General features: G+C 65.1%; 25 protein-coding genes. 8 read left to right on the forward strand and 17 right to left on the reverse strand.

Features of this window, described 5'->3' with window-relative positions:
- Positions 1-981, forward strand: a 981-nt coding sequence (locus tag H977_RS35030; RefSeq protein ID WP_155946857.1) for a DUF222 domain-containing protein, incomplete at its 5' end; no start/stop codon positions are given.
- Between the two features lie 158 nt (positions 982-1,139).
- On the opposite strand, the gene H977_RS35930 is transcribed toward H977_RS35030, so the two are convergent.
- The 4 genes from H977_RS35930 to H977_RS35935 all read right to left on the reverse strand — a co-directional run bounded on the left by H977_RS35930 (position 1,140) and on the right by H977_RS35935 (position 3,413).
- Positions 1,140-1,499 carry a hypothetical protein gene (locus H977_RS35930; RefSeq protein WP_231396066.1) on the reverse strand — a complete coding sequence of 120 codons (360 nt, stop codon included), beginning with the start codon at positions 1,497-1,499 and terminating at the stop codon, positions 1,140-1,142.
- Positions 1,500-1,768: 269 nt separating this feature from the next.
- On the reverse strand, positions 1,769-2,452 hold the full coding sequence (locus H977_RS0127015; RefSeq protein ID WP_029110790.1) for an Rv1363c family protein: 684 nt from the start codon (positions 2,450-2,452) through the stop codon (positions 1,769-1,771).
- A 156-nt stretch (positions 2,453-2,608) separates the two neighbouring features.
- Positions 2,609-3,043, reverse strand: a complete 435-nt coding sequence (locus H977_RS0127020; protein WP_051289144.1) for an Rv2576c family protein — start codon at positions 3,041-3,043, stop codon at positions 2,609-2,611.
- The gene (locus H977_RS35935) at positions 3,036-3,413 is read right to left on the reverse strand and encodes a hypothetical protein (protein WP_029110792.1); all 378 of its coding nucleotides are present in this window, start codon (positions 3,411-3,413) and stop codon (positions 3,036-3,038) included. Before H977_RS35935 ends, H977_RS0127020 begins: the two co-directional genes overlap by 8 nt.
- A 141-nt stretch (positions 3,414-3,554) precedes the next feature.
- On the opposite strand from H977_RS35935, the gene H977_RS0127030 reads away from it, so the two are divergent.
- The gene (locus H977_RS0127030; protein WP_029110793.1) at positions 3,555-4,067 is read left to right on the forward strand and encodes an Rv2253/PknI dimerization domain-containing protein; all 513 of its coding nucleotides are present in this window, start codon (positions 3,555-3,557) and stop codon (positions 4,065-4,067) included.
- Between the two features lie 73 nt (positions 4,068-4,140).
- Here the strand turns inward: H977_RS0127030 and H977_RS0127035 are convergent, their stop codons facing one another.
- From H977_RS0127035 to H977_RS0127070, 8 genes are read right to left on the reverse strand one after another with little or no spacing between them, the layout of a single operon-like run.
- Complete coding sequence (locus H977_RS0127035) at positions 4,141-5,742, reverse strand: MCE family protein (protein ID WP_029110794.1); 1,602 nt, start codon at positions 5,740-5,742, stop codon at positions 4,141-4,143.
- The gene (locus H977_RS0127040) at positions 5,742-7,025 is read right to left on the reverse strand and encodes an MCE family protein (RefSeq protein WP_029110795.1); all 1,284 of its coding nucleotides are present in this window, start codon (positions 7,023-7,025) and stop codon (positions 5,742-5,744) included. Before H977_RS0127040 ends, H977_RS0127035 begins: the two co-directional genes overlap by 1 nt.
- Positions 7,022-8,491: an MCE family protein gene (locus tag H977_RS0127045; protein ID WP_029110796.1), complete on the reverse strand. Its 1,470-nt coding sequence runs from the start codon at positions 8,489-8,491 to the stop codon at positions 7,022-7,024. Before H977_RS0127045 ends, H977_RS0127040 begins: the two co-directional genes overlap by 4 nt.
- Positions 8,488-9,570 carry an MCE family protein gene (locus tag H977_RS0127050; protein ID WP_029110797.1) on the reverse strand — a complete coding sequence of 361 codons (1,083 nt, stop codon included), beginning with the start codon at positions 9,568-9,570 and terminating at the stop codon, positions 8,488-8,490. Before H977_RS0127050 ends, H977_RS0127045 begins: the two co-directional genes overlap by 4 nt.
- On the reverse strand, positions 9,570-10,601 hold the full coding sequence (locus H977_RS0127055) for an MCE family protein (RefSeq protein ID WP_029110798.1): 1,032 nt from the start codon (positions 10,599-10,601) through the stop codon (positions 9,570-9,572). Before H977_RS0127055 ends, H977_RS0127050 begins: the two co-directional genes overlap by 1 nt.
- Entirely contained in the window at positions 10,598-11,785 is a 1,188-nt protein-coding gene (locus H977_RS0127060) for an MCE family protein (protein WP_029110799.1), read from the reverse strand. Before H977_RS0127060 ends, H977_RS0127055 begins: the two co-directional genes overlap by 4 nt.
- A gap of 12 nt (positions 11,786-11,797) precedes the next feature.
- The gene (locus H977_RS0127065) at positions 11,798-12,658 is read right to left on the reverse strand and encodes an MlaE family ABC transporter permease (protein WP_029110800.1); all 861 of its coding nucleotides are present in this window, start codon (positions 12,656-12,658) and stop codon (positions 11,798-11,800) included.
- Positions 12,655-13,425: an MlaE family ABC transporter permease gene (locus H977_RS0127070; protein ID WP_029110801.1), complete on the reverse strand. Its 771-nt coding sequence runs from the start codon at positions 13,423-13,425 to the stop codon at positions 12,655-12,657. Before H977_RS0127070 ends, H977_RS0127065 begins: the two co-directional genes overlap by 4 nt.
- A gap of 238 nt (positions 13,426-13,663) precedes the next feature.
- On the opposite strand from H977_RS0127070, the gene H977_RS0127075 reads away from it, so the two are divergent.
- The gene (locus H977_RS0127075) at positions 13,664-14,545 is read left to right on the forward strand and encodes an alpha/beta fold hydrolase (protein WP_051289137.1); all 882 of its coding nucleotides are present in this window, start codon (positions 13,664-13,666) and stop codon (positions 14,543-14,545) included.
- 10 nt (positions 14,546-14,555) lie between these two features.
- Here H977_RS0127075 and H977_RS0127080 read toward each other — a convergent pair whose 3' ends face one another.
- A complete protein-coding gene (locus H977_RS0127080; protein ID WP_029110803.1) occupies positions 14,556-15,200 on the reverse strand; it encodes a TetR/AcrR family transcriptional regulator in 645 nt (214 codons plus the stop codon).
- A gap of 175 nt (positions 15,201-15,375) precedes the next feature.
- Between H977_RS0127080 and H977_RS0127085 the strand changes: the two genes are divergently transcribed.
- On the forward strand, positions 15,376-16,179 hold the full coding sequence (locus tag H977_RS0127085; RefSeq protein WP_231396067.1) for an IclR family transcriptional regulator: 804 nt from the start codon (positions 15,376-15,378) through the stop codon (positions 16,177-16,179).
- A 7-nt stretch (positions 16,180-16,186) separates the two neighbouring features.
- On the opposite strand, the gene H977_RS0127090 is transcribed toward H977_RS0127085, so the two are convergent.
- From H977_RS0127090 to H977_RS0127105, 4 genes are all read right to left on the reverse strand, one after another.
- Positions 16,187-17,029, reverse strand: coding sequence for an SDR family oxidoreductase (locus tag H977_RS0127090; RefSeq protein ID WP_029110805.1), 843 nt, complete (start codon positions 17,027-17,029; stop codon positions 16,187-16,189).
- Between the two features lie 2 nt (positions 17,030-17,031).
- Positions 17,032-17,805, reverse strand: a complete 774-nt coding sequence (locus tag H977_RS0127095) for a hypothetical protein (protein WP_029110806.1) — start codon at positions 17,803-17,805, stop codon at positions 17,032-17,034.
- 9 nt (positions 17,806-17,814) lie between these two features.
- Positions 17,815-18,315, reverse strand: coding sequence for a nuclear transport factor 2 family protein (locus tag H977_RS0127100; RefSeq protein ID WP_029110807.1), 501 nt, complete (start codon positions 18,313-18,315; stop codon positions 17,815-17,817).
- 132 nt (positions 18,316-18,447) lie between these two features.
- On the reverse strand, positions 18,448-20,061 hold the full coding sequence (locus H977_RS0127105) for a flavin-containing monooxygenase (protein WP_036477399.1): 1,614 nt from the start codon (positions 20,059-20,061) through the stop codon (positions 18,448-18,450).
- A gap of 146 nt (positions 20,062-20,207) precedes the next feature.
- Between H977_RS0127105 and H977_RS0127110 the strand changes: the two genes are divergently transcribed.
- From H977_RS0127110 to H977_RS0127125, 4 genes are all read left to right on the forward strand, one after another.
- The gene (locus H977_RS0127110; RefSeq protein ID WP_029110809.1) at positions 20,208-21,266 is read left to right on the forward strand and encodes a ferredoxin--NADP reductase; all 1,059 of its coding nucleotides are present in this window, start codon (positions 20,208-20,210) and stop codon (positions 21,264-21,266) included.
- Between the two features lie 102 nt (positions 21,267-21,368).
- A complete protein-coding gene (locus tag H977_RS0127115) occupies positions 21,369-22,550 on the forward strand; it encodes an acyl-CoA dehydrogenase family protein (RefSeq protein ID WP_029110810.1) in 1,182 nt (393 codons plus the stop codon).
- A 13-nt stretch (positions 22,551-22,563) separates the two neighbouring features.
- Positions 22,564-23,472: a biphenyl-2,3-diol 1,2-dioxygenase gene (gene bphC / locus H977_RS0127120; protein WP_029110811.1), complete on the forward strand. Its 909-nt coding sequence runs from the start codon at positions 22,564-22,566 to the stop codon at positions 23,470-23,472.
- Positions 23,469-24,935: an FAD-dependent oxidoreductase gene (locus tag H977_RS0127125; protein WP_029110812.1), complete on the forward strand. Its 1,467-nt coding sequence runs from the start codon at positions 23,469-23,471 to the stop codon at positions 24,933-24,935. The genes bphC and H977_RS0127125 overlap by 4 nt, the downstream gene beginning before the upstream one ends.
- The last annotated feature ends 2 nt before the right edge of the window (positions 24,936-24,937 follow it).

Here is a 24,937-nt window from a genome sequence, read left to right on the forward strand (position 1 = left end):
ATCGCGTTGATGAGTGGGGATCTGGGTCAGCTCAACGGGTTACCGGTGTCGGTGATCATCCGCACCACCCTGCAAGATTTGGAATCGCGGGCCGGGATCGGAATCAGCGGTGGGGGCACCAAAATTCCGATCCAAGACGTGATCCGGATGGGCGCCCATGCCCACCATCATTTGGCGGTTTTCGATCAGGCCAGCGGGGCGGCGCTGAACTATTTCCGGGCTCGGCGTATCGCTAGCCCGGCGCAGCGGATCATGTTGATCGCCCGCGACGGGGGCTGCACCAAACCGTGTTGCACCGTGGGGGCTTACGGTTCCCAGGTCCATCACGCGGTGGCTGATTGGGCTGAGGGTGGTCATACCAATGTTGATGAGATGACCTTGGCGTGTGGGCCCGATAACCGGATGGTGCACGCCGACGGTGGCTACACCACCACCATCAACCCCGACGGCAACGTCGAATGGCACCCACCACCCGGGCTGGATCACGGCCAACACCGCATCAACTACCACCACCGCCCCGAACTACTGCTCACCCCACCCGCCGGGAACCCCCAACCCGAGCTGGAGCCAGACCCCGCACCGGCCACGGATCTCACCGCTACTGACTACCCGGGCTGCGAGCCGGCGCTTTACGGGGATCCGGAACCCGACTGGGCCCTAGTGCCTGACCGTGTACCCGAACCGTACTGGGACGACTGGGACCAGGAATGGAACCCGCAGTGCGACATAGACTTCGACACCGACGTCGACCAGCCCACATTCACCCCACTCAGTGCGGAATACCTCTGGAACCCAGACTCATTCCAACCAGACCCGACCATCCCAGAGCCGCTCGGCACCGAACTCCCACCCGGCTGGGAACTGCTCCACGCCTCACCACCAGCCGAAGCCGGCCAAGCCACATCCACATACGACGACCCCGACCCATGGCCACCCATCGACCACCACGCCCTCACCACCAACCCAGCACGCGGACCCTGACACCTACGCAAGCCCGGCGCTTGCCGGCCCCACCGCGCAGTCTGCCGCGCGGAATCCTCGCCTACCGCAGCGTCGTGCCACCGTGGGCGCGGGAAAACGATTGTGCGCGTGAGCCAATCGGGACAGAACCCCGAGGGGTCACATCACCGTTCGACCGGCTAGATCGGAGTGAACGATGAAATCAGCCAATTGCCATCGATTTTCGTGAGTCCGACTTTGACGGCGCTGGCGGCCTGCGCCGGTTCGGGGTTGTCACGGCTGGTCGTGGCCTGGTTCAGGTAGACCAGCACCTCCGCGGTGCCGGCTTGCACATCGAGCGGCGCGGCGCGAACGACCGTGGCGGTGGCGCTGATGTCTTTCTGCTTGGCCGCCGGCGCTACGAACTTGTCGGCGAACTCGCTGTAGTACGTCAAGAAATCACCGGTCAAGCGGGAGCGTGCGTTGGCGAAGTCCTGATCCAAACTGTTTGGCGCATAAGATAACAACGCCACCGACCCTTCTGACGCTGCGTCGATCACCGTCGTGGAAGCCGCGGCGTTCCCATGGTCCACTCGATATACGCCGAAATAGAGCGCCGCTGCAGAGCCCGCTGAGGCCAGCAGTACGCAGACGACCGCGATCGGGCGCCATCGCTGGGCAACGCGGTGAATCCACCGTTCGGAGGCCGGGTCGCCGACGGCCTTCTCAACCTCAGCATCAATCTCACTGGGGCTTTCAGTATTTGACTCGTCAGAGACGGACTCGTCGTCCGCGGTGCCCTCGACATCGACTTCGGCTGTTGTTCTGCTCATGGGACGAACTCCACCTTCGACATCTTGATCTGTCCCCCGTCTCTGACCATGGTGACGCTCAACCGCCAGTTCCGTGGCTGCTGATTCGCTCCGGCCGAGTTGCTCACCGTGGTCGACGTACTGACGAGGACGACTGCGGAGTCCCCCTCTATCGACTGGACGGCGGAGGCTCGCGCCGTCGCCTTCGTCGTCGCTTTCGAATCCTGCGCCGCTTTCACCAGATCTTCGGACGTGGACTCGATGTCTTCCTTGAACGGACCGGTCGAATTGTCGATGATCTGCTGGACGTTGTCCTTCGCGGTGGCGCTGTCGATCGACATCAAGGTGACAGCGGCCTGCGATGCGGCCGCTGAGAATTCAGCGCGGCGCTGCTGCTCACGATCAGCTTGCTGGTGAAACCAGACCATGTAACCGCTGGCGGTCAACAAGGCACCGCTCACCAGAATGGCAACGCCGGCGAGCAACGTCGCGAGTTTCGGACGCCATCTGCGCGCGCGAGACGGTTGGTCATCATCCGCGGAATCGCAGACGTCGGCTTCGCTGTCAGGGTCAGTGTCCGTGTCCGTGTCAGTCTGATCCGACGACTCCCCGTCATCGTCGCTCTGGAGCGAGTCGGCGTCGCCGATCTCGTCGCCCACGGCTGTCTCAGTTTCCTGGTCGGAGCGGCTGAGTAACCGCATAGAGCACCTCCGGTTGGTCTCGGCCAGGCGGACGCACTAGTTACTGCCGTCGCATGGCCGATGTGATTGCTGCCACACGCTAATGCCGCGGAAATCAGCGTTGAGGCAGACGTCCCATCCAGTGGACAAATCCACAGCCGGCGAAACTTGGTGTCGTCACCAGTTCCGTAGCGAACACAGAGCTCCCTTGGTGCCGGCGGCGCGGTGCACGACGATTCCGTCGACGGCCAGTTCGCACCGCAGTGGATGAGCGTCTTGCGGAGCGAGTCCGGCCGTCGTGACGGTCACCATGGCCCATCTCATCGGATCGGCGAGAGTGGTCTCGCGGATCCACGGTTTGCCGGGCTCGAGGACAACATCGTCCTTGGGGCTGAACTCATAGGGGTTGTGGCTGTAGTCCGCCCACGTCGGCGGGTCGACGTCGCGGAAATATATGCCGACGGTCGTCGGCTGCTCGGCGGTGACCGTGTACGTCACGCGGTGCATCGTCGGGCCCTCGTCGGCATACACCGGCGCCGCCAACGCAACGCCGGAAACCAGCGCGACGGCGGCCACTGCGGGGACCACGCCCGCATGCCCCAGCTCAAACATCGCCACGCTGCCACCTGCTCGACCCGTCACTTGACACGCAACTCAGGAACAGCCCGTCGGGCGCCTGCGCGACGGAATTCTCGAAACCTGTGCACGGCGTGTTCTCGTCGCGCACGCCTTTCAAGGGCGGTGACCGGAAATAGCGGGGCTCGTAACGGCGCGGCGAGCCGCAGAACACCAGCCGCCCCCAGGAGGTCGTGCCAAAGACGTAATACGCCGGATCCCCACACGGAGCGCCGAGCACGACGCCGCCGGTGATCCCGGGGACGCACGCGGGCTCACTGCATACGACAGGTTCTGCGCTCGCCAGGGGCGGGGCGATCAACGCCGTGACGAGCAGTCCTGTCGTGACTGCGATAGGTATCCGCACGAACGACACTGTGGCACGGCTGAATCCATCTGCCAGTCAATAGCCCACTAGGTGGGACATCGTCGGCAAAATCACGCCAAAAGCTGGACAGTGAACATTGCCGCGGCGACCGCCCGCGGCAGTGTGCAGAGGAGCTGGGTCATGCGGGTGTCGACGGCATTCATTGGGGCAGGGGTACTTACGACCGTTGCATTGGGCGGGGTGTGCAGCCCCATCGCCGCCGCATCCCCCAGTTGGGGCCTCAACGGCACCTACACCGCCACCTCTAATGGCGAGTGGGCGAAGACAAACGACATCTTCCATGACGAAGCGAGCATTCGCAGCACCTGGACGATCTCCACAACCTGCAGCTATCCCAGCGAGTGCACCGGCACGATCGACAGTGACTGGGGATGGAGCGCACCCATCTACAAGAAGAGCGGGGTCTGGTTCGTCAAGAAGACCGTGGACAACTGGCAGCCGTGTGGGGACGGCACTGCCGGCCCGGGTCTACAGGTGTTCCGCTTCTTCCCCTCGAACAAGGACGCCACCGCAACCGACCCCACGTCGACGACCCTGCTGGGCGAGGATTCGACGACGGGCGTCAGCGGGTCATGCGGTACCAGCAAGGTCGTGTTCATCACCATGCCGTTCAAGCTGGTGAAAACTACCTGACGAGAGGGCTTCTCATCTGGCCGATCACCACAACCAGACCCCCGCAATGGATTCCATTGCGGGGGTTTGTCGGTCAGGTGGTGAATAGGTCCTTCCAGGTCTCCTCGCCGGTGCGCGGCACCAGGTCGGACTGCCGGTACACCTTGCCGTCCGGCGTGGCGTACCGCCCCGTCCGCGGGTCGTAGGTCGCAACCGCGACCGACGGCCCACCAGATCCGTTGGGAGCGAAAGCACTCGGCGCCACCGTCGGAGCGTTCGCGCTGCCAGGCACCTCAGCGACGGGCGCCGGCTCTTGCGGAGCCTCCATAGGCGGGGCAGCAGGCGGTGCCTCCCCCGGTGTCTCCCCCGGTGGCACGGCTGCCGGTGGCATTGGCGTGCCCTCTACCGGACCGTGGATGAACGCGTCGCGATCGACGCGCGAATCCGGAGCGATGCCCTGCGCCAGCAGGTTCGGGTCGATCGGGTAGGGCCCGAGGGCATGCGGACGCATCGCCAACGGCTCGTACGGCCGGTCGCTGTTACAGATTTCGACTGTGGGCGCGCGCTTTCCCGGCTTGCCCATGCACGGGTAGTTGCGGGCGCCGCGGACCCCGATCGGTGAATCCTGCGGCAGCTTGCAGTACAGGCCATCGGGGGTGTCGATATCGCTGGTGTCCTCCGGAGACCGCCACGACGACGGCGGGAGGAATCCGACCGTGCACGCGGGCGGATCACCGACATTGAGGGTGAAGTCGCCCAAGGACATTCCGGTCGGATTGTTCTTCGGTGCACCGTATGACTGCGTGGCGGCGATGGACGGGGGAAGAAGCACCAGGAGTTGTTCAAGCGCGGGATGATAGGTCACCCCCACCTGTCCGAGGCTGGAGAGATTGGCCAGCAGCAGCGGCAGAGTGGGCTTGACCTGGTTGAACAGCCGGGACGCTTCGTCAGCGGTGCCGGGCCCGTCCTTGAGCAGGGTGCGCACGTGCTGGTCGTCGTCGGCGACCTGCTTGGTGATTCCGGCCATGCTGCGTGCCCACGTATTGATCGCATCGACCGACTCGGCCTGCCCGTCGAGGAGCGGCGCTCCGTCGTCGATGAGTGCACGCGACTGATCGGAGGCGGCGTTCGCTTCGGCGATCAGTCGCGACGAGGAGTCCAGCAGCGATCCCATGTCGGGACCAGAACCGTTGAAGGCCTTGAAGGTTTCGTCGAGCAGCGGGCTGATCTTGTCCTTGGGGATGCTGCCCATGAGCGAACTGACCTGATCGAGCATCGGGCCGACGGCCTGAGGGATCGACGTGCTGGATGCCGGGATCACCGACCCATCGTGCAGATAGGGCCCCGAGTCGTTGCGGGGTTGCAGATCGACGTACTGCTCGCCGACCGCCGACACGCTCAGGACCGCGGCGTGCAGGTCTGCCGGCACCTTGGGTGAAGTGTCCAGTGACAGTGTGGCTTCCGCGCCTTGCCGAGTGGGCCTCACCTCGGTGACCTTCCCGATCTGCACACCGCGATAGGTGACGTTCGAGAACTGGTAGAGCCCACCGGTTCCGGGCAGTTGCAGGGTCACCGTCATCCGGCCGATGCCCAGCAGCGTCGGGGCCTGCATATAGACCATGCCCATCAGGGCCATGCCGATGACCGAGGCCACGGCGAAGATGCCCAGCTGGATTCTGACAAAGCGGGTGAGCATCAGTTGCCACCTTCATTCGGTGCCACAGGATCAGCAGGGGCCACGGCGACGGGCGAATCAGGCTGCGGTGCTGGCTCGCCGGACTGAGCAACCGGAGCCGCTTCGGCGGATTGACCATCTTCCGGAGCCGGGTCGACCAGCGGTGGCACCGTGGCCACCGCGGTCGGTGGTGGCGGCGTGAGCGGCATACCCAGCGGGTCCTTCGTGTAATTGGCGAACCAGGGGTCTCCAGGGGCTGGCGTGAGGGGCAATCCCTCCTGTCCCCAACGGGTTCCGAGGAACAGTCCCCGCTTCAGCCGCGGAACGGTGAAGTCGAAGGTGATGAACTGGTTGAGGTAGTCCCCGCGGATCGCCCGGTCGATGAAGTTCTGCGGGTACGGATACGTCGGCGCATATGCCAGCACGGTGCCCAGATTCGGTCCGACGTCGGCCAGCGCCTTGACGGTCGGTTCGAGGTTGCGCAGGTTGGTCAGCAGGTCGTCTCGGGTGGCGTGCACGAGACTGGTCGCGGTATCGCTGAACTTGCCGAACTTCTCCAACGCGGTGGTGATGCGTGGACGCTGCTTGACCAGGACGTCCAGCGCCGGAGGGATCCGCTGCAGCGCCGTGGTGATCACTTCCTGTTGTCCGGACAGCGTGCCCGCCAACCGGTTCAGTGCCGTGATCGAGGCGTTGATGTCGTCTCGCTGGTCGGCGAACATTCCGACGATGTCGTCGAGTCGCGTGAGCAGATCGCGGATCTTGTCTTCGCGGCCGTTGAGCGCGGCGTTGAATTCGGTGACCAGGTCGCCGATCTTGCCCAGGCCGCCGCCGTTGACCAGCACCGACAGCGACGACAAGGTCTGCTCGGTCGATGGATAGGTCGACGTGCGATCGAGCGCCAGGGTTGCGCCAGGAGTCAGCCTCCCGGACGGGGACTGACCCAGCGGTGGATCGAGGGCGATGTGCATGGAGCCCAGCAAGCTGGTCTGTCCGACGGTGGCGACCGCATTGGCCGGGACGACGACGTCGGGCTTGACCGAGACCTCCACGTCAGCGTTCCAGCCCTTGACCACCATGTCCGAGACACTGCCGACGATGACGTCACCCATCATGACCGGTGAATTGGCTTCCAAGGTACCGATATTGGCGAGCTCAACGTGATAGACCGTCGCATCGGCCCCGCGGCCGACTGTGCCGGGCAGTGGCAGCGAATTCAGTCCGTGGAACGCACAGCCTGTCAGCGTGGCCACCGAACAAGCGGTTACCGCCGTCAGGCGGGTCAGTGAGCGCCGGGTGATCATGGGGTGCCTCCTGGAACCGGCGGTGCGGGGATGGGCGCAGCTTCGGCAGGAAGCAGCATGTCTCGCAATGTCTTTGGTTCCTGCCCCGGCCCATCAGCGGGCACCCCTTCGGGGACCGGTGCACCGGGGTACAACGCCGGCGCCGGATTCCCGGGAAAACCATTCGGTGTGTACGCACCAGCCGGTCCGGCAGGCGCACCCCAACCAGCCGGTGGCGGCACGTCACCGGCACCGGTGTAGGCCGACACCGCCGGCGGTTGATCTGCATACGGCTGCGGATGCCCGCCGGCCCCGCCCGGGGCGAGGTTGGGATCGGTGTATACCAGGTTCTCCGGGCTGGGCGCCTTCTTCAGGTAGGCGTTGAAAGGCATCGGCATGTAGTTGAAGTTGATCAAGGACAGGGCCGGTCCCAGGTACTGCGAGCACAACTTGGACGATTCCGCGGCCGTGGCGTTCTTCACTGCAGAGATGGCCGAGCACACCACCGAGACCGGATCGGAGAAGTTCGACAACGCGAAGGCGCCGACTGCGGTGCCGCTGTCGGGGTTGTAGATGTTGTAGCCGTTGGCGATCGCGTTGGGAGCGACGTGCAGAACGTTCTCGAGCTTGCTCTTGTTGTCCACCAGGTTCTGGGTCACGCTGTTCAGCCGCTGCAGCTGCTCGGCGGTCTGATCGCGGCTGCCCTCGATGAAGCGCCGGACGTTGCCGACGGCGTCCGCCAAGTTGGTGAGCGCGCCGTCCAGGTCGGAACGACTCCCGTCGACGACACTGGTGACGCTGGCGAGATGGCCCTGGAACTCCACGATCTGGGTGTTGCTGTCGCGCAGCGCGGTCACGAAGACCTGCAGATTCTTGATGATGGCGACGACGTCGCCACTGCCCTGACCCAGAATGCGCGCGACACCGGACAACTGGCTGATGGCCTCGTGCAACTTCTCACCATTGCCGTTCATCGCGGCGGCGGCGCTGTCGACGAAACGGCTCAGCGAGGTGGCCGACGCTCCGTTGAGCGGTCCCAGATCGGAGGCCAACCGCATGAGCTGGTCTTTGACCTGGTCCCACTCGACCGGCACCGCGGTGCGCTCCACCCCGATCTGCGCGCCGTCGGCCATCGTCGGCCCCACGTCTTCATAGGCCGGCGTCAGCTGGACATACCGCGCGGCAACCAGGTTCTGCGCCATGAGGATCGCCTTGGCGTCGGCCGGTACTTTCACGTCGTGGTCGACCGCGAGGGTGATTCGTGCCTGGCCACCTACCGGTTCGATGCTCTTGATGAAGCCCACCTTGACCCCGGCCACGCGAACCTCGTCGCCCGGATAGATCGCGGTGGCCGAGGTGAAGTACGCGGTGATGGTGGTCGGCTTGAAGACGGTCTGCCGCACGATCACCACCGCGCCGGCCACTGCCAGCACGGCGAGCAGTACCAGCACGGTGCGACTGATCGGCTTCCGATTGCGGGCGATCATCGACTTCCTCCCGGAATGCCGTTGTGGGGCCATGGGAATTCGGCTCGGGGACCGGCGTTGTCCGGTGGTTGCCCGGCATTGGCGCCGCGGCGGAATCCGAACGCATAGTCGAGGAAGGGCTGAAGCGTCTGTGCCGGCAGGAGGTTGCCGACGAAGGCGTTGTAGTACCAACCGTTGTTCACCGATTCGCCCTGGGTGACTTGGTATTTGGCCAGGCCGGCCAGCGCGCCTGCGATGTTGTCGCGGTTCTTCTCCAGCATCGCGGTCACCGAGTTGAGCTGTTTGAGGGTGGGTGCGAGTTCTTCTTCGTTGTCGTGCACGAGTCCGGACAGCTGCTGGGACAGTGCCGAGGTGTTGGCCAGCAGGTTGACGATCGCGTACCGGCGCTGATCGAGCACCCCGGTCAACGCGTTCGCGTCCAGCAGCAGCGTGTTGACCTGCTCGCTTCGCTTCGACAGGATGCCGGTCACGTCGGCGGCGCTCTTGAGCAGGTTGGACAGGGACTCGTTGCGACTGTTGAGCGTTTCGGACAACCGGGACAGGCCTTCGAATGTCGGTCCGAGCTGTGGTGCCATCCGATCGATGGTGTCCGACAACGTATCCAGAGATTGGGTGAGCGCCGTGGTGTCGGTGCCTGCCGTGTTGTTGGTGAAGTCACCGACGGCGTTGGTCAGCGAATACGGTGACGCCGTCCTGGTGACGGGGATGGTGTCCGAGGCGCGCATCGTGCCCGCCCCGGCTGGTTCGAGCGTGAGCATCCTGGCGCCGAGCATCGTCCCGGTGCGGATGTGCGCAGTGGTGTCGTTACCGAGACGCACCTGGCTGTCGAGGGTGAAGGTCACCAGCGCCTTACCGTGGCTCAGGCTGACATCGGTGACGAGACCCTTGGTGACCCCGGAGATCTTGACGTCGTTACCGGTGGTGAGACCACCCGCCTCGGCGAACAGTGCCTGATACTTGACCGACGTGGCCCACGACCACAACGCCTGTGGCTGCAGTCCCACGGCGATGACCATCGCGATCAGCACGATGCCGATGAGTCCGCTGCGGATGAGGTGCGATCCACGGTATTTCAGCATCAGGGCTCCCCACAGCGTCCGGTGTTCTGCATGATCCACGGGAAGTACGCGGTGCGCCCCTGCAGGTCGGTGACGCGGACATTCATGCCGCACAGGTACTGGTTGATGAAGCTGCCGTACGCGCCCAGCCGGACCAGCTTGCGGTAGTTCTTCGGCGCGTTCTGCAACGACAGGTCCAGACGCGCCATGTCATCCTCGTTGGAGAGCAACGGCGCCATTCGCGTCAGTTGATCCACCGTGCCCGACAGCGGTGGCCGGGCCTGTGTCATCAGGTCCGCCAGCGATGCGGTTCCGTTGTCGAGCGCGGTGATGGCCTCTCCGATGGGATCGCGCTCCTGCGACAGACCCGTGATGAGTTGTTGAAGTTGATCGACGGCGCCCGAGAACTTGTCGCCGTCCTTGGCAACTGTTGCCACAGTGGTTTTCAGGTTGTCGATCAGCTGCTGCACCGTCTGTCCGTTGTCGGCGAGTGCCTGGGTGAACGAAGTCGTATGAGCCATCAGCGATTCGACCGTTCCACCCTGTCCCTGAAGGATCTGGATCAGCGAGTTGGTCAAGGCGTTGACGTTCTGGGCGCTGAGCCCCTGGACGACCGGTTTGAGCCCGCCGAGGAGCAGGTCGAGATCCAGTGCCGGCTCGGTCCGGTTGACCGGAATCTGTGAACCGGGCGGCTGGATCTTGGTCGATCCCGGGCCCTCCAGCAGCTCCAGGTAGCGGTTGCCGACCAGATCCAGATAGCGCACCGCGATCTTCGTGCCCGTCGTCATGACGACTTCGCGGTCGGAGTCGAAGCGCACCATCACAGTGTTATCCGGTTGCAGGGCAACATCGTTGACCGTACCGACGCGGATACCGGCCACTCGGACCGAGTCGCCGGCCTTCAAACTCGACGCATCGGTGAACACGGCCGAATAACCGTTGGTCGCACCGGTGCGGTACTGGCCCATGATCGCGAACAGTGCTCCGGTCAGGAGCAGCATCGTCAGTCCGAACACGCCGAACTTGACAGCGGTCCCGCGGCTGCGCGTCATCCCGGTTGTCCTATCTGGGTGGTGTTGCGTGGCGGGCCGTCGAGCGGGCCGTACAGCGCCTGCTTGAGTGCGTCGGAGTTCAACAGAATTCCCTGGTTGCCGTACTGCGCCGGGTTGGCGTCGATATCGGTCACCACGAACGGCGGCCGCTTCTCGAAACCGACCTCGGGCAGGCCCTGACACTGCGGGCCACCGGTGGCGGCCACCTTCGGCAGGTTGCCCGGGAAGCGGTAGCGCTCGGTACCCAGCAGGAACGAGTCCAGCAGCATGACGCCCGGCAGCGGCTGGGGCGGTCCGAGGGCCAACGGCTCCATCCCCTTGAGCGCACAGTTGAGCGCCGGGTTGTACTGGCCGAGCAAGTTCGTGGTCGGCACCAGCAGGCGCATGGCATCGGTGATCCCGGCACTGTTGGTCGCAACGACGTCGTTGCCGACATCGGCCAGGCCGATCGCGCTGATCAGCAACGCGTCCAGATCATTTCGGCGATCGGAGATGGTGTCGCTGAGCTGTGTCGCGTTGCGGACGGTGTCCATCAAGTTCGGACCGGCGTCGGCGTAGGCGTTGAACACCTTTGGCGCGACGGCCATCTCGTGGCTGAGCGTCGGCAGACTGGGCGCGAACTTGGCCAGCATGGCGTCCAGGTCGACCAAGGTCTGCCCCAGCTTGTCGCCGCGGCCGTCGATGGCCTGGGCCATCGCGCCGAGTGTCTCGTTCAGCTTCTCCGGTTGAATCTGCGCCAGCACCGACACCAGCTGTTCGAACACCGTGTTGATCTCGACGGTGGTGTGCGTCGCGTCGAGCACCTGGCCGTCGTACATCGATTTCGACGACGGGTCCGGCGGCGGCACCAGTTGGACGAACTTGGCGCCGAACACTGTGCTCGAGGCGATCTCTACACCGGTATTCGCCGGAATCAATTGCAGATCACCGGGATTCATCGCCAACCGCAGCGCGGCCTGCCCGTCGGGCAGCGGATCGATGGCGACCACCTTGCCGACCTGCGCACCGTGCAGCTTCACCTTGGCGTCGGCGTTCATCACCAGGCCGGCGCGCGGCGAGATGACGGTCACCGAGGCGGTGGGCGCGACCCCACCGCGGAACAGCACGATGGCGCCGGTGACTATCGCGGCGATCACCACGACCGTGATCAATCCGCTCAGTTGACGCTTGGCGTCACGAGACATGAGATGCCTTCTCTAGCCGGAGAGGTTGAAGTTGCCGTTGGAGCCGTAGACGGCCAGCGAGATCAGCAGGGTGATCGAGACGACGACGATCAGCGACGTCCGGACCGCGTTGCCGACCGCCACCCCGACACCGGCCGGGCCGCCGGTGGCGAAGAAGCCGTAGTAGGTGTGCACCAACAGGATCGCCAACGCCATCAGCAGCGCCTGCAGGAACGACCAGAGCAGGTCGATCGGGTTGAGGAATGTGCTGAAGTAGTGGTCGTACAGCCCGCCCGACTGCCCGAGCAGCACGACCGTGGTGAACTGACTGGCCAGGAAGGACAGGATCACCGCGATCGAGTACAGCGGAGTGATCGCGACCATCCCGGCCACGATGCGGGTGGACACCAGGTACTCGACAGGCCGGATCGCCATCGCTTCCAACGCGTCGACCTCTTCGTTGATCCGCATCGCGCCGAGCTGCGCCGTGACACCGGCACCGAAGGTGGCGGCCAGACCGATGCCGGCGACGATGGGCGCCGAGATCCGGACGTTGATGAATGCCGCGAGGAATCCGGTGAGCGCTTCGATGCCAATGTTGCCCAGTGAGCTGTAACCCTGGATGGCCAGGACCCCGCCGGTGGCCAGCGTCAGGAACCCGACGATGACGACGGTGCCGCCGATCATGGCCAACGTTCCTGCGCCCATGCTGATTTCGGCGATCAGACGAATGACTTCCTTGCGGTAGTGCGCGGCCGCAAAGGGCACGCCCGCCAGGGCTCGGCCGTAGAACAGGACATGGTCACCGATACCGCTCAGCACGGCCCCGGGCCGTCGAACCGCCCGGGACAGACGCGGGTAGGTGGACTGGAGTACCGCCGTCGACGCCGTCATCGGGTCGTCATCTGGATACCGATGGCGGTGACCACCACGTTGACCACGAACAATGCCATGAAGGCGTACACGACCGTTTCGTTGACAGCGTTGCCCACCGCTTTGGCACCGCCACCCGAGACGGTCAGCCCGCGGTAGCACGCGACCAGGCCCGCGATCAGGCCGAAGAGTGCGGCCTTGACACAGGAGATGACGACCTCGGGAATGCCGGTGAGCAGGGTGATACCGGCTGCGAATGCGCCGGGGTTGACGTCTTGGACGAAGACCGAGAACAGGTATCCGCCAAGGATTCCGATGATCACGACGACGCTGTTGAGTAGCAGCGCAACCAGGCCCGAGGCGAGCATCCGCGGAGTGACCAGGCGTTGGATCGGATTGATGCCCAGCACCTCCATGGCGTCGATCTCTTCACGCACGGTGCGCGATCCCAGATCGGCACACATCGCCGTGGCTCCGGCGCCGGCGACGATCAACACCGTCACCATCGGCCCGACCTGGGTGACCGCACCGAATGCCGCGCCCGCCCCGGAAAGGTCTGCCGCGCCCAGTTCGCGAAGCAGGATGTTCAAGGTGAACGACACCAGGACGGTGAACGGGATCGCCACCAACAGGGTCGGCGCCATGGATACCCGTGCCACGAACCAGGATTGGTCAAGGAACTCGCGCCATTGAAATGGTCTGCGCACCACGAATCTGGCGGCATCCACCGACATGGCGAACAACCCACCCACCCCCTCGAGTGGGCCGGCGAGTTGTCGCTGCAACATCGGGCTCTCCTTTTCCGCATGAGAGTCACCCCGGGGCGCCGGTATGACCTGGAACACGTCTAGACCGGGAACCATCGCAGTTCACACCCGAGCGCACCATTGGATGTCCCACCTACCGGGAATACCGCTCCGCCGCCCACGTCGTGACTCGTCACCAGTGAGCGGGACACGCCATTGCCTGCCTTGCGAGAGCATGTGAGGGTGGATGCATCGACCCCGCCAACATGAAGGAAGATGCATGTCAGATCCTGCGGCGATCATCGACGATGCCGGCGCGGCGGACTCGCTGCGTGAGATCAACACGAGCGCGGGCGTTTTGCGCTACTACGACGTCGGCGACGGTCCCACCGTGCTGTTCCTGCACGGATCGGGGCCCGGCGTCACGGGCTGGCGCAACTTCCGAGGCGTGCTACCTACGTTCGCCGAACGCTTCCGGTGTCTCGTCCTGGAATTCCCGGGCTTCGGCGTCTCAGACGACTGGGGTGGGCACCCCATGGTCACCGCGCAGGGTGCCGTGGCTCCCTTCCTGGATGCCCTCGATGTCGAGCGCGTGGACATCGTCGGCAACTCCATGGGCGGCGGTGTCGGCATCAACACCGCGATCAATGCACCCGAGCGGGTGGGTCGCCTGGTCACGATCGGTGGCATCGGCACGACGATCTTCTCCCCCGGGCCCAGCGAAGGCATCCGCCTGCTTCAGGAGTTCACGGAGGATCCGACCCGACAGCGTCTGGTCGACTGGCTGCGCTCCATGGTCTACGACCAGGCGCTCGTCACCGAGCAGCTCATCGAAGAGCGTTGGACGCTGGCAACCGATCCCGAGACGCTGGCGGCCGCCCGCCGGATGTACGGGAAAGCCGCATTCGCCGCGATGATGGCATCGATGGCCGCATCCGATCTGCCCATGCCGTGGGCACGGATGCACAAGGTCTCCGCCCCAACACTTTTGACTTGGGGCCGCGATGATCGCGTCAGTCCGCTGGACATGGCTCTCATTCCGATGCGCACCATTCCCAACGCCGAACTACACGTGTTCCCCAACTGTGGGCACTGGGCGATGATCGAGGCGAAGAGCGCGTTCGAGTCGGTGGTCACCGCGTTCCTGCATCGGACAGATTAGGCCAACCGGGCTACCGCCCAGCGCTGCGCGGCTGTAAACCGGCCAACACCATGCCGATTCCGGAAGTGTGTGCGACTACCAACTCATCGAGTTCATGCGGTTCCTTGGAGTCGGCCCACCAGATGTAGGCGTTGCTGCTGGCATGGACCACGAGTCTGCTCGGCAGCGACCGGGCGAACGCGTCGTCAGCCAATTCGAAATGACCTGACAGGAATTCGGTGATGGCCTCGGCGAGGCCTTCGCTCCATTCCATCCAGCGCAAGCGGTACTGCGGGGTATCGGCAACGAGCGACATGAGTTTCCGGGCCATCTCGACCGGCTGCAGGTGCGGCGTCTCAACTGCCTGCCGGCGCCGGACCTCGACGGTGAACATGTCGACCAGGACGTCTATCGGATCGGAATCCGCTGCGGCACAGGTCAACAGGCTGCGCATGTGAACTTCGCTCCGCCGGAACAGCGGCCCCAGGACGTCTTCCTTCACCGGGAAGTGGCGATAGAACGTCCGCGTCGCGATGCCGACTTCGGCGCAGATGCGTTCCACGGTCGCCGTGGTGTCGCCGTCCGCGATGAAAATGTCGCGCGCGGTCCTGGCGATGCTGAGCCGCAACTCCTCTGCGCGACGCTCCGTGAGCGTCGGCCCGTTACCTCTGGGCATTCGACGATTGTCGCCGCAAGGTGCCGACCTGAGCCTGACCTGCTTTACTTCGCCACCGCGTTGTGTCTAGACTCACACCTGTCATCTTGTGCCACATATACATAGTGTGACAGGTATGGAGGGTGGTGTGTCAACGTCGCATGACGACGGAGCTCCGATAGTGATGCTCACTCGGGTGGCTGCGCTCCTGGATGTTTTCGGTGCACGACAAACGCTTACGCTGGCCGAGATCAGCAGGCATTCGAACGTGCCCCGCTCATCGGCTCATCGCATCCTGCAGGGTCTGGTCCAGCTGGGCTGGGTCGAGCGGCAGGGCGCCGAGTACGCGCTCGGCATGAGGATGTTCGAACTCGGCAGCCAGGCGGTGCGGCAACGCCGGGTCCCCGAGGCGGCGCTGCCGGTGATGGCGGACCTGCACCGGCGTACCGGTCTGACGGCGCATCTGAGCGTCCTCGCGGATGCCCACGTGCTGCACGTCGAACGCATCGGGTCGTGGCCCAGCGCCGGCAATTGTTGGCAGGTCGGTTTCAGGCAGCCGGTGGAACAGAGTGCGGCGGGTCGCGCGCTGCTGGCGCAGCTCGACGAGTCCGCCTGGCCGACATTGCGATACGCGGTGACCTCGCCGTACGGCATCCGGAACCGATCGGAGTTGGAGGGCAATATCGCCACTGTGCGCGCCCGCGGCGGCATTGCCGTCGATGCCGAAGGATGCGAACTGGGTATCACCGTCGTGGCGTCGGCCATCGGCGTGTCGGAGACCGGCAACCGGTTCGCACTATCGCTGTGCGGGCCGGCCAAGTCGATGCGGGTCGAACCCGTGGCGGCCGCCGTGCGCAGCGCGTCGTGGGCCATTTGGCATGCTCTGTCGGAGGTGCCGCCCAACGGGCTCGGTCAGGCACGAGCCGCGCACCGCGCGGTGACTCCGGCAATGGTCCATCGACCCGCCGAGAACACGATGGCAGCCGTGGGGGGCCGGTGACACGCTGCTAGTGGCGCAGATACCTGAAGGCATACACGGGCAGCCGAGCGGTGGGTACCCGTCGTGGCCAGTCGGCGCGCCGGAAGTAAGCGTCTGTTCCCCCGTCGACGAAGATGACGCTGCCACAGAGGAACTCGGCCGCATCCGAGAGCATGAACACCATCCATGCGGCGAGGTGCTCGGGGTCGCCGAAGCCGCCGACGGGCACCGGAAAGGACCGCACCGCCTTCGCCTCACGGGGTGACGCGAGCTGTTTGTCAAGCAGCGGCGTCCTGACAGCGCCGGGAGCGATCACGTTGAGCCTGATGCCCCGCCCGGCCCAGTCCTTGTGAACGGCGTTGCGTCGCACCCAGCGCGAGACGGCAATCTTCGATGCTCCATAGGCGAACGGTGAAGCGGCAGAACGATATCGGCACAGCACGCGGGCCGCCAGGGCGAGATCGTCGCGCAACAGCGCCCGTACCGCGCGGTGCGGCACCATCGGCATCGTGGTGCTCGAGTTGCTCCCGACGACGACCACCTTTGCCTTGCCGCTCGCCGCGAAGGCCGGCTGCCACGCCTGCAGCAGGTCGACCACACCGAAATAGTTGACCGACAGTATCAGCCTGACGTTGTCGCGGCCGGGCAGCGGGCCGACGCCGGCGGCCAGAACCGCGCCGTCGAGGCGGCCACCGGCCAAGTCGAGCACCGCCGCTGCCGCGTTCGAACGTCCTTGTGGTGTTGAAAGATCGGCGATCACCTCGGCATCGTGCAAGTCGACACCGATGACGCGGTGCCCGTCGGCTCGCAGCCGCTGCGCCGTCGCATGTCCCATCCCGGATGCCGAGCCAGTCACTGCGTACGTACCCATTGTCACCAGTCCTGCCAAGCGATGATCGTGTTCAGCGGCGTGTCGATGACGCATTCTCCGCCCACCGCATCGGAACCGTTGCGTTCCAGACAGTCTGCGATCCGGCTCGTGACGCTGACCGGATCGTCATCGAGGTAGAGCAGGCGGATCCGCAGCCCGCCGGGTGGATCCGTGGCCTCCGCCGAACGAAGGCCCAACCCGTTGTGCTGGTGGTGATCCAGAGTGAAGGTCCACGCCCCGGCTACCCCGTTGAGTCCCAGTAAGGCCGGAATCGCCACCCGGTCCTCCCATTGATGGTGCTCATGGGCATCGGCGCCGTAGGGTTCTGGGAATCGGGTCATGCTCAGGTGCAACCCACGGTTGGGCCGGTACGGGATGACACCCGGGGACACCAACGCCGAGGCAGCCGCATAGCCCTTGACCGGCCGGAAGAATGCCAGCACCGTCCGACGCACACCGGGGATCATCGGTCCCCGGCCCCATTGGAACGAGTCCGCACCGAGTTGCTCCCACTCGCGCACCGATTGCTCGACGGGAGAACGGAACCAGTACATCGCGACATAGTCGGTGTCGGCCTGTGCGGGTTCGGCGGTGGACACTGCGCGGCACGCCTCCGGGCGGCTCCACCGGTCGCCCCAGGCGATTCCGGGCAACGCGAGATTCTCCGGCCGATGATCGAGCTGATGCCATTCGTTGTAGCGCCGGTGTTCCTCTGCCCCTCCGCTGCCGAGAGCGACGAACGAGAAGAACACGAGCGGGCATTCGGTAGCGGACATGCCGACCTCTCAGATCTGCTCGGGAACAGTACTTCCGGACAGGCCCGAGTCGAGCAGCGTGTGCGCGAATGCGTTCCCGTTCAGCAACCGGCTGGTGCGAGTGGTGATCTGCCATCGCCCGTCGAGGCGAGCCAGTGCGAAATGGTTGGCTGTGGCTCGCCAGACTCGATAACCGGAATCAACGCCGCTGTCGCGCAGCAGGACCAGTGATTCGCACACGGCGACGGCGGAATCACCGTCGACCGTGACCACCGCGGGCCCGAGAAAGTGACTGCACCCTGTGGCGACCAGATCCTGATGGCCGGCCGAGCTGACCATCTGGTGCACGCCGTCGCGGCCGGTCATCAGCCAATCCTCGACGTCGTAGGTACCGTCGGTGGCCCACAGTGCGGCGGCGTTGTCGGCGTTGCCGGCGTCCACCGACGGACCGTATGAGGCAAGCAATTTCGTGATGGCCAGTTCATCCTCGAGGCGTTGCAGACGGGCGAGGATCTGATCTTCGGTGCTCATTGCTCCTCCTGAATATCACGAAGCCTGGCGACAGACCCAGCGCACCGTCAGTGTGCTCCCGCGATGAGCGCCGCGATCGCCCGATGAGTTTCCAGCACCACGCGGCTGCGGTACTTCCGGCGTCAACGGGCACTACAGCGCCTTGCACAGCTCGAAACCCTTGTACCCGGCCGCGGCTGCTTCGTTGCAGATGTCGAGGTACACCCCGAAGCCGCCGATGAACAGCATGAACACTCGTGGCTTGCCGGGCACGTTGGCCCCCATGTACCAGGAGTTCGCCTTGGTGAACAGCGTGGCTTCAGCGCGCTGCGCGCACTCGGCAATCCAGCCGTCCACCGCATCGGTCGTCGGTTCCATTGCGGCATAACCATGCTGGTCGAGATAGGTGATGGCGTCGGCGATCCAGTTCACGTGTGCTTCGGCATGGAGCACCATGTTCGCCAGTACCGCAGGCGCCCCGGGCCCGGACACCAGAAACAGATTGGGGAAGCCGTCGGTGCCCAACCCCAGATAGGTGCGCGGGCCGGCCGACCAGTCGTCGACCAGCTTTTCGCCACCTCGGCCGACGATGTCGATCTTGGCCAGGGTTCCGGTCATCGCGTCGAATCCGGTGGCCAGGACCAGCGCGTCGATGGCGTAGTGGCCGTCGGTGGTGTTGATACCCGATTCGTCGATCGACTCGATCGGCGTCTTGCGGACGCTCACGAGTTCGACGTTGGGGCGATTGAATGTCTGAAAGTAGTTGGTGTCGGTGCAGATCCGCTTGGTGCCGATCGGGTGGTCGTCGGGGATCAGCACCTCGGCCAGCTCCGGGTCGTCGATGACGGCACGGATCTTGTTCTCGTAGAACTTGCGTGCTTCGTCGTTGGCCTCCAGCGAGACCATCTGATCGGCGAAGGTCTTCGAAAACAGCACGCCGCCGAGTTCCCACCGCTTCTCGAACGCCTCGCGCCGCTCCTGCGCCGTGGCTTCCATGGTCAGCTTGGGATGCGCGACGTGCGGCGACCCGCCACCGCTGCGCCACGACATCCGGCGCCGCTCCGCATAGTTCGCCTTGATGTCGGCGACCTCGGCGGCCGTGAGCGGGCGGTTGCCGGCCGGCACGCTGTAGTTCGCGGTTCGCTGAAACACATGGAGCTGTTCGGCCTGCTCGGCGATGATCGGAATCGACTGGATCCCTGAAGATCCGGTGCCGATCACGGCGACCCGCTTGCCGGTGAAGTCCACACCTTCATGTGGCCAGTGCGCCGTGTGGTAGATCTGTCCGCCGAAGGTATCGAGCCCCGGAAAGTCGGGAGTCATGGCCGCCGACAGCGGGCCGGTGGCCATGACCACGAACCGCGCATCAATCGTCTCGCCGGTGTCGGTGGTGACTGTCCAGCGCAGCGTCGCCTCATCGAGCACCGCGGCGGTCACCCTGGTCTCGAAGGTGATGTCGCGGCGCAGGTCGAGCTTGTCGGCGACCCAGTTGATGTACTCGAGGATCTCGCCCTGGGTGGCGTACTTCTCCGTCCACGTCCACTCTTGTTGAAGTTCGTCGGAGAACGAGTAGCAGTAATCCACACTCTCGACGTCGCAACGTGCACCCGGATAGCGGTTGTAGTACCACGTTCCGCCCACTGCCGGTGCAGCCTCGAAAACTCGCACGGACAGACCTTGTGACCGGAACTTGTGCAGCGCGTACAGGCCTCCGAAGCCGGCCCCCACCACCACAACATCCAGCACGGGGACATCCACGGCGCTCATTGATCCACTGCTCACCAGGCGTACGGTAGGTGCTCGCCGAGTCGCGTACCGCCCACGTTCCCGGTGACCGGGCGCCCCGGCCCCGCGTCCCGTCCACCGGAACTGACGGGTGCCGCCGCCGCCTGCTCCCATCACAATCTCCGTCCATGACCGATGCGAGCATCCAGACCAGGCGCAGCGTGCTCGTCACGGTGGCCGAGGTCATCGAGGAGAGTCCTGACGCGCGCTCGCTGGTCTTCACCATTCCCGAGGATCAGCGCGAGCGGTTCGAATATCGCCCCGGCCAGTTCTTGACGGTGCGGGTGCCCAGCGATCTGACCGGTTCGGTGGCCCGGTGCTACTCGCTGGCCAGCTCACCGCATACCGACCCGGCGCCCAAGGTGACAGTCAAGCGAACCGTCGACGGCTACGGGTCGAATTGGTTGTGCGACAACATCACTGCGGGCGACACCATCGAGGTCCTGCCCCCATCCGGGGTGTTCACACCCACCGACCTGGACGCCGACTTTCTCCTGTGGGCGGCGGGCAGCGGTATCACGCCGGTGATGTCGATCCTGAAATCGGTGTTGGCAGCCGGCACCGGACGGGTGGTCCTGTGCTACGCCAACCGCGACGAGCGGTCGGTGATCTTCGCCGGCGAACTCCGAGAACTCGCCGCACGCCATGCGGGCCGGCTGACCGTGCTGCACTGGCTGGAATCGATCCAGGGTCTGCCGACTCGGGCGCAGTTGAGCGGCTTCACCCAGACCGTTTTCCCTGGCCCGGCAGGCTTCGAATCGTTCATCTGCGGGCCGGCACCGTTCATGGCCGTCATCAAGGAGACCTTGGCCGGGGCCGGGGTGCCGCATGAGCGGATCCATCTCGAGGTGTTTCAGTCGCTGGCCGGTGATCCTTTCGACGACGGTCCGTCAACGGCAATCGATTCCGACGGCGATGCCGCCGATGTGCGGGTCGACCTGGATGGCACCAGTCACCGGTTGCGGTGGCCCCGTGCCGCGACGCTGGTGGACGTACTGGTCGCCGCGGGCGTCGACGTGCCCTACTCGTGCAAGGAGGGCCAGTGCGGATCGTGTGCGGCCACGGTCGTTTCCGGTGAGGTGGACATGGCCACCTGCGACATTCTCGAGCCCGAGGATCGCTCCGACGGGGTGATCCTCGGCTGCCAGGCCACCCCGGTCTCCGATGACATCCACATCGAGTTCTGAGCCGGGTGCGTCCGACAGATTTCCACTGACCGGGATTCGCCTCCGCCGCGGGCATCAAAGCGGTACACCATCAGTGGCAGCCCTCGACGATAGGACCAAATGATGACTGAGCGGGTAATCGACCGAGTGCGCGACATCGCCGAACAGCTGCGCACCCAGGGCCCCGAAGCCGAGAAGAACGGCAAGCTCACCGACGAGACGGTCAAGCTGATGAAGTCAGCGGGCAATATCCGCCTGCTGCAGCCAAAGGCACACGGCGGCTTGGAGGTCCATCCGCGCGAGTTCGCCGAAACCGTGATGGCGACCGCCGCGCTCGACCCGTCGGCCGGCTGGATCAACGGCGTGGTCGGCGTGCACCCCTATCAGTTGGCCTATGCCGACCCGCGGGTCGCCGCAGAGATCTGGGCCGACGACGTCGACACCTGGGTCGCTTCCCCCTACGCACCCCAGGGTGTGGCCAAGCCGGTCGACGGCGGCTACATCTTCAACGGCCGCTGGCAGTTCAGCTCGGGCACCGACCATTGCGACTGGATCTTCCTGGGAGCGATGCTCGGAGACGCGGATGGCAAACCGATCATGCCGCCGCAGATGCTGCACATGATCCTGCCGCGCAAGGACTACGAGATCGTGGAGGACTCGTGGAATGTCGTGGGCCTGCGCGGAACCGGGTCCAAGGACGTCATCGTCAAGGACGCGTTCGTGCCGTCGTACCGGACGATGGACGCGATGAAGGTCATGGACGGTACGGCTCAGCGCGAGGCCGGGATGACCGAGACGCTGTACCTGATGCCGTGGTCGACGATGTTCCCGCTCGGCATCAGCTCGGCGACCATCGGCATCGCCGAGGGTGCGCTGGGTGCCGCGCTCGACTACCAGCGTGAGCGCGTGAACTCGAGCGGCGTGGCGATCAAGGACGACCCCTACGTCATGTACGCGATCGGCGAGGCCGCCGCAGACATCAACGCCGCGCGCCAGGAGTTGCTGGCCAACGTCGACCGCGTCTACGACATCGTGGACTCGGGCAAAGAGGTTTCCTTCGAAGACCGGGCCGCTGGCCGGCGTACCCAGGTGCGTGCCGTGTGGCGTGCGGTGTCAGCGGTCGACGAGATCTTCGCCCGCTGCGGCGGCAACGCCGCCCGGATGGACAAACCGCTGCAACGGTATTGGCGCGATGTTCACGTCGGCCAGGCACATGCCATCCACGTCCCGGGCACGGTCTTCCACGCATCGGCTCTGAGTTCGCTCGGTGTGGATCCGCAGGGCCCGCTGCGGGCGATGATCTGAGAGGACACCACACATGGGATTGATCAAGAGCCTGGGCTACGTCACCGTCGCCACCTCCGACATCGAACGCTGGCGGCACTTCGCGTTCGACGTGCTCGGCTTCGCGCAGGGCAGCGGAACCGACGACACCGCGTTGTATCTGCGGATGGACGAGCGTGCCGCCCGCATCATCGTGGTACCAGGAGATGTCGACAAGATCATCACCGTCGGCTGGGAGGTGCGTGACCACGCCGACCTGGAGCAGGTGAAGGCCGCGCTGGATACGGCCGGGGTGCCGTTCAAACAGCTGTCACTCGAAGAGGCGGATGCCCGCCGGGTCGAGGAGGCCATCGCCTTCGACGACCCCGCCGGCACCTCGCTGGAGGTGTTCCACGGCGCGGTCCTCGACCACTCCCCCGTCGTCACACCGCACGGCGCGAAGTTCGTGACCGGCGAGCAGGGTTTGGGCCACGTGGTGCTGCCTGCGCTCGACGTCAACGGCCTTTTCGAGTTCTACACCGAGGTATTGGATTTCAAGTCGCGCGGCGCATTCCGGGTCCCGGCACCACCGGAGTTCGGCCCGATCCGGGTGCGGTTCATGGGCGTCAACCAGCGTCACCACAGCCTCGCGATCTGCCCCGCGCAGACGCTTCGCGATCCCGGCCTCATCCATCTGATGGTGGAGGTCGACACCCTCGATGCGGTCGGACAGGCCCTCGACCGGGTGAACGCCGAAGGCTTCCAACTGTCTTCCACGCTGGGCAGGCACACCAACGACAAGATGGTGTCCTTCTACGTACGCACCCCGGGCGACTGGGATATCGAGTTCGGCACCGAGGGTATGCGCGTCGACGAAACCTACTACATCGCTGAGGAAATCACCGCCGACAGCTACTGGGGACACCAGTGGGTCTCGGACCTTCCGGCGGCGATGCGTCCATGACGGCGGACAACGATATTCGTCCGATTCCGGTCAGCGCGATCACCGAGTGGGCCGACGAGGCCGATGTGGTGATCGCCGGCTATGGCGTCGCCGGTGCGGCTGCCGCAGTGGAGGCCACGCGTGCAGGGGCCGACGTGCTGGTGCTGGAACGCACCGGGTCATGGGGTGGGGCCGCGTCGATGGCGGGCGGCTTTATCTACCTCGGCGGTGGCACCGAGATCCAAAAGGCGTGCGGTTTCGAGGATTCGGTGGACAACATGGCCGCTTTTCTCAACGCGGCCATGGGTCCCGCCGCTGATGCCGCGCGCATCGCCGATTACTGCGAGGGCAGCGTCGCGCATTTCGACTGGCTGGTGGGCTGCGGAGTTCCGTTCAAGGCCGAGTTCTTCGGCGAGCCCGGTTGGGAGCCGATGGGCGATCAGGGACTGATGTACAGCGGCGGCGAGAATTCCTACCCGTTCAACACCATCGCCACCCCGGCCCCACGTGGGCACGTGCCGCAGATGCAGAACAAGAAGCAGGGCGAGTCCAGCGCGGGTTTCATGCTGATGAAGGGACTCGTCGACACCGCGACCGCCGCCGGAGCACGCGCCCTGTACGACGTGCGTGTGCAATCGCTGATCGTGGAGTCCGACGGCCGCGTCGTCGGTATCCGGACCCGGCGCTACGGCACCACGATGGACATTCGGGCGCGGCGGGCAGTGGTCCTGGCCACGGGCAGTTTCGCCTACAACGAATCCATGGTCGCCCGGTACGCCCCGCGCATCGCCGGTCGTCCCGCCGCGTCGATCGAGCAGCACGACGGACAGGCCATCCGGATGGCGCAAGCGCTCGGTGCCGATCTCGCACACATGGATGCCACCGAGGTGGCCCTGTTCATCGACCCTCAGCAGTTGGTGCGCGGAATCCTGGTGAATGAACGTGGTCAGCGCTATGTCGCCGAGGACACCTACCCCGGCCGAGCCGGTCAGCTGACGCTGTACCACCAGAACAACACTGCGTACCTGATCATCGACGGCGACGCACAGGAGGAGGCGATGGCCTCGCTGACGCCCCAGCTGATGATGCGGCCCCCGACGTGGGTCTGCGAGACCGTCGCTGACCTGGAGGCTGAGATCGGATTACCCACCGGCTCACTGCAATCGACGATCGCTGCGTACAACGACGGCGCCGCTCGGGGTGAAGATCCACTGCTGCACAAGAAGCCGCAGTGGCTGAAGCCGATCAAAGGTCCGGTAGGCGCCATCGATCTGCGCGAATCCACCGGCGGCTTCACTCTCGGCGGCCTGCACACCACGCTCGACGCCGAGGTGCTGCACGTCAGCGGCGAGCCGATCCCCGGGCTCTTTGCCGCCGGGCGCTGCACCGCCGGCCTGGCAGCGTGGGGTTACGCCAGCGGCGTGTCACTCGGCGACGGCAGCTTCTACGGTCGCCGTGCGGGTGGTGCCGCCGCACGAGCCTGACG

The organism is Mycobacterium sp. URHD0025, assembly GCF_000426065.1.
GTDB lineage: Bacteria > Actinomycetota > Actinomycetes > Mycobacteriales > Mycobacteriaceae > Mycobacterium.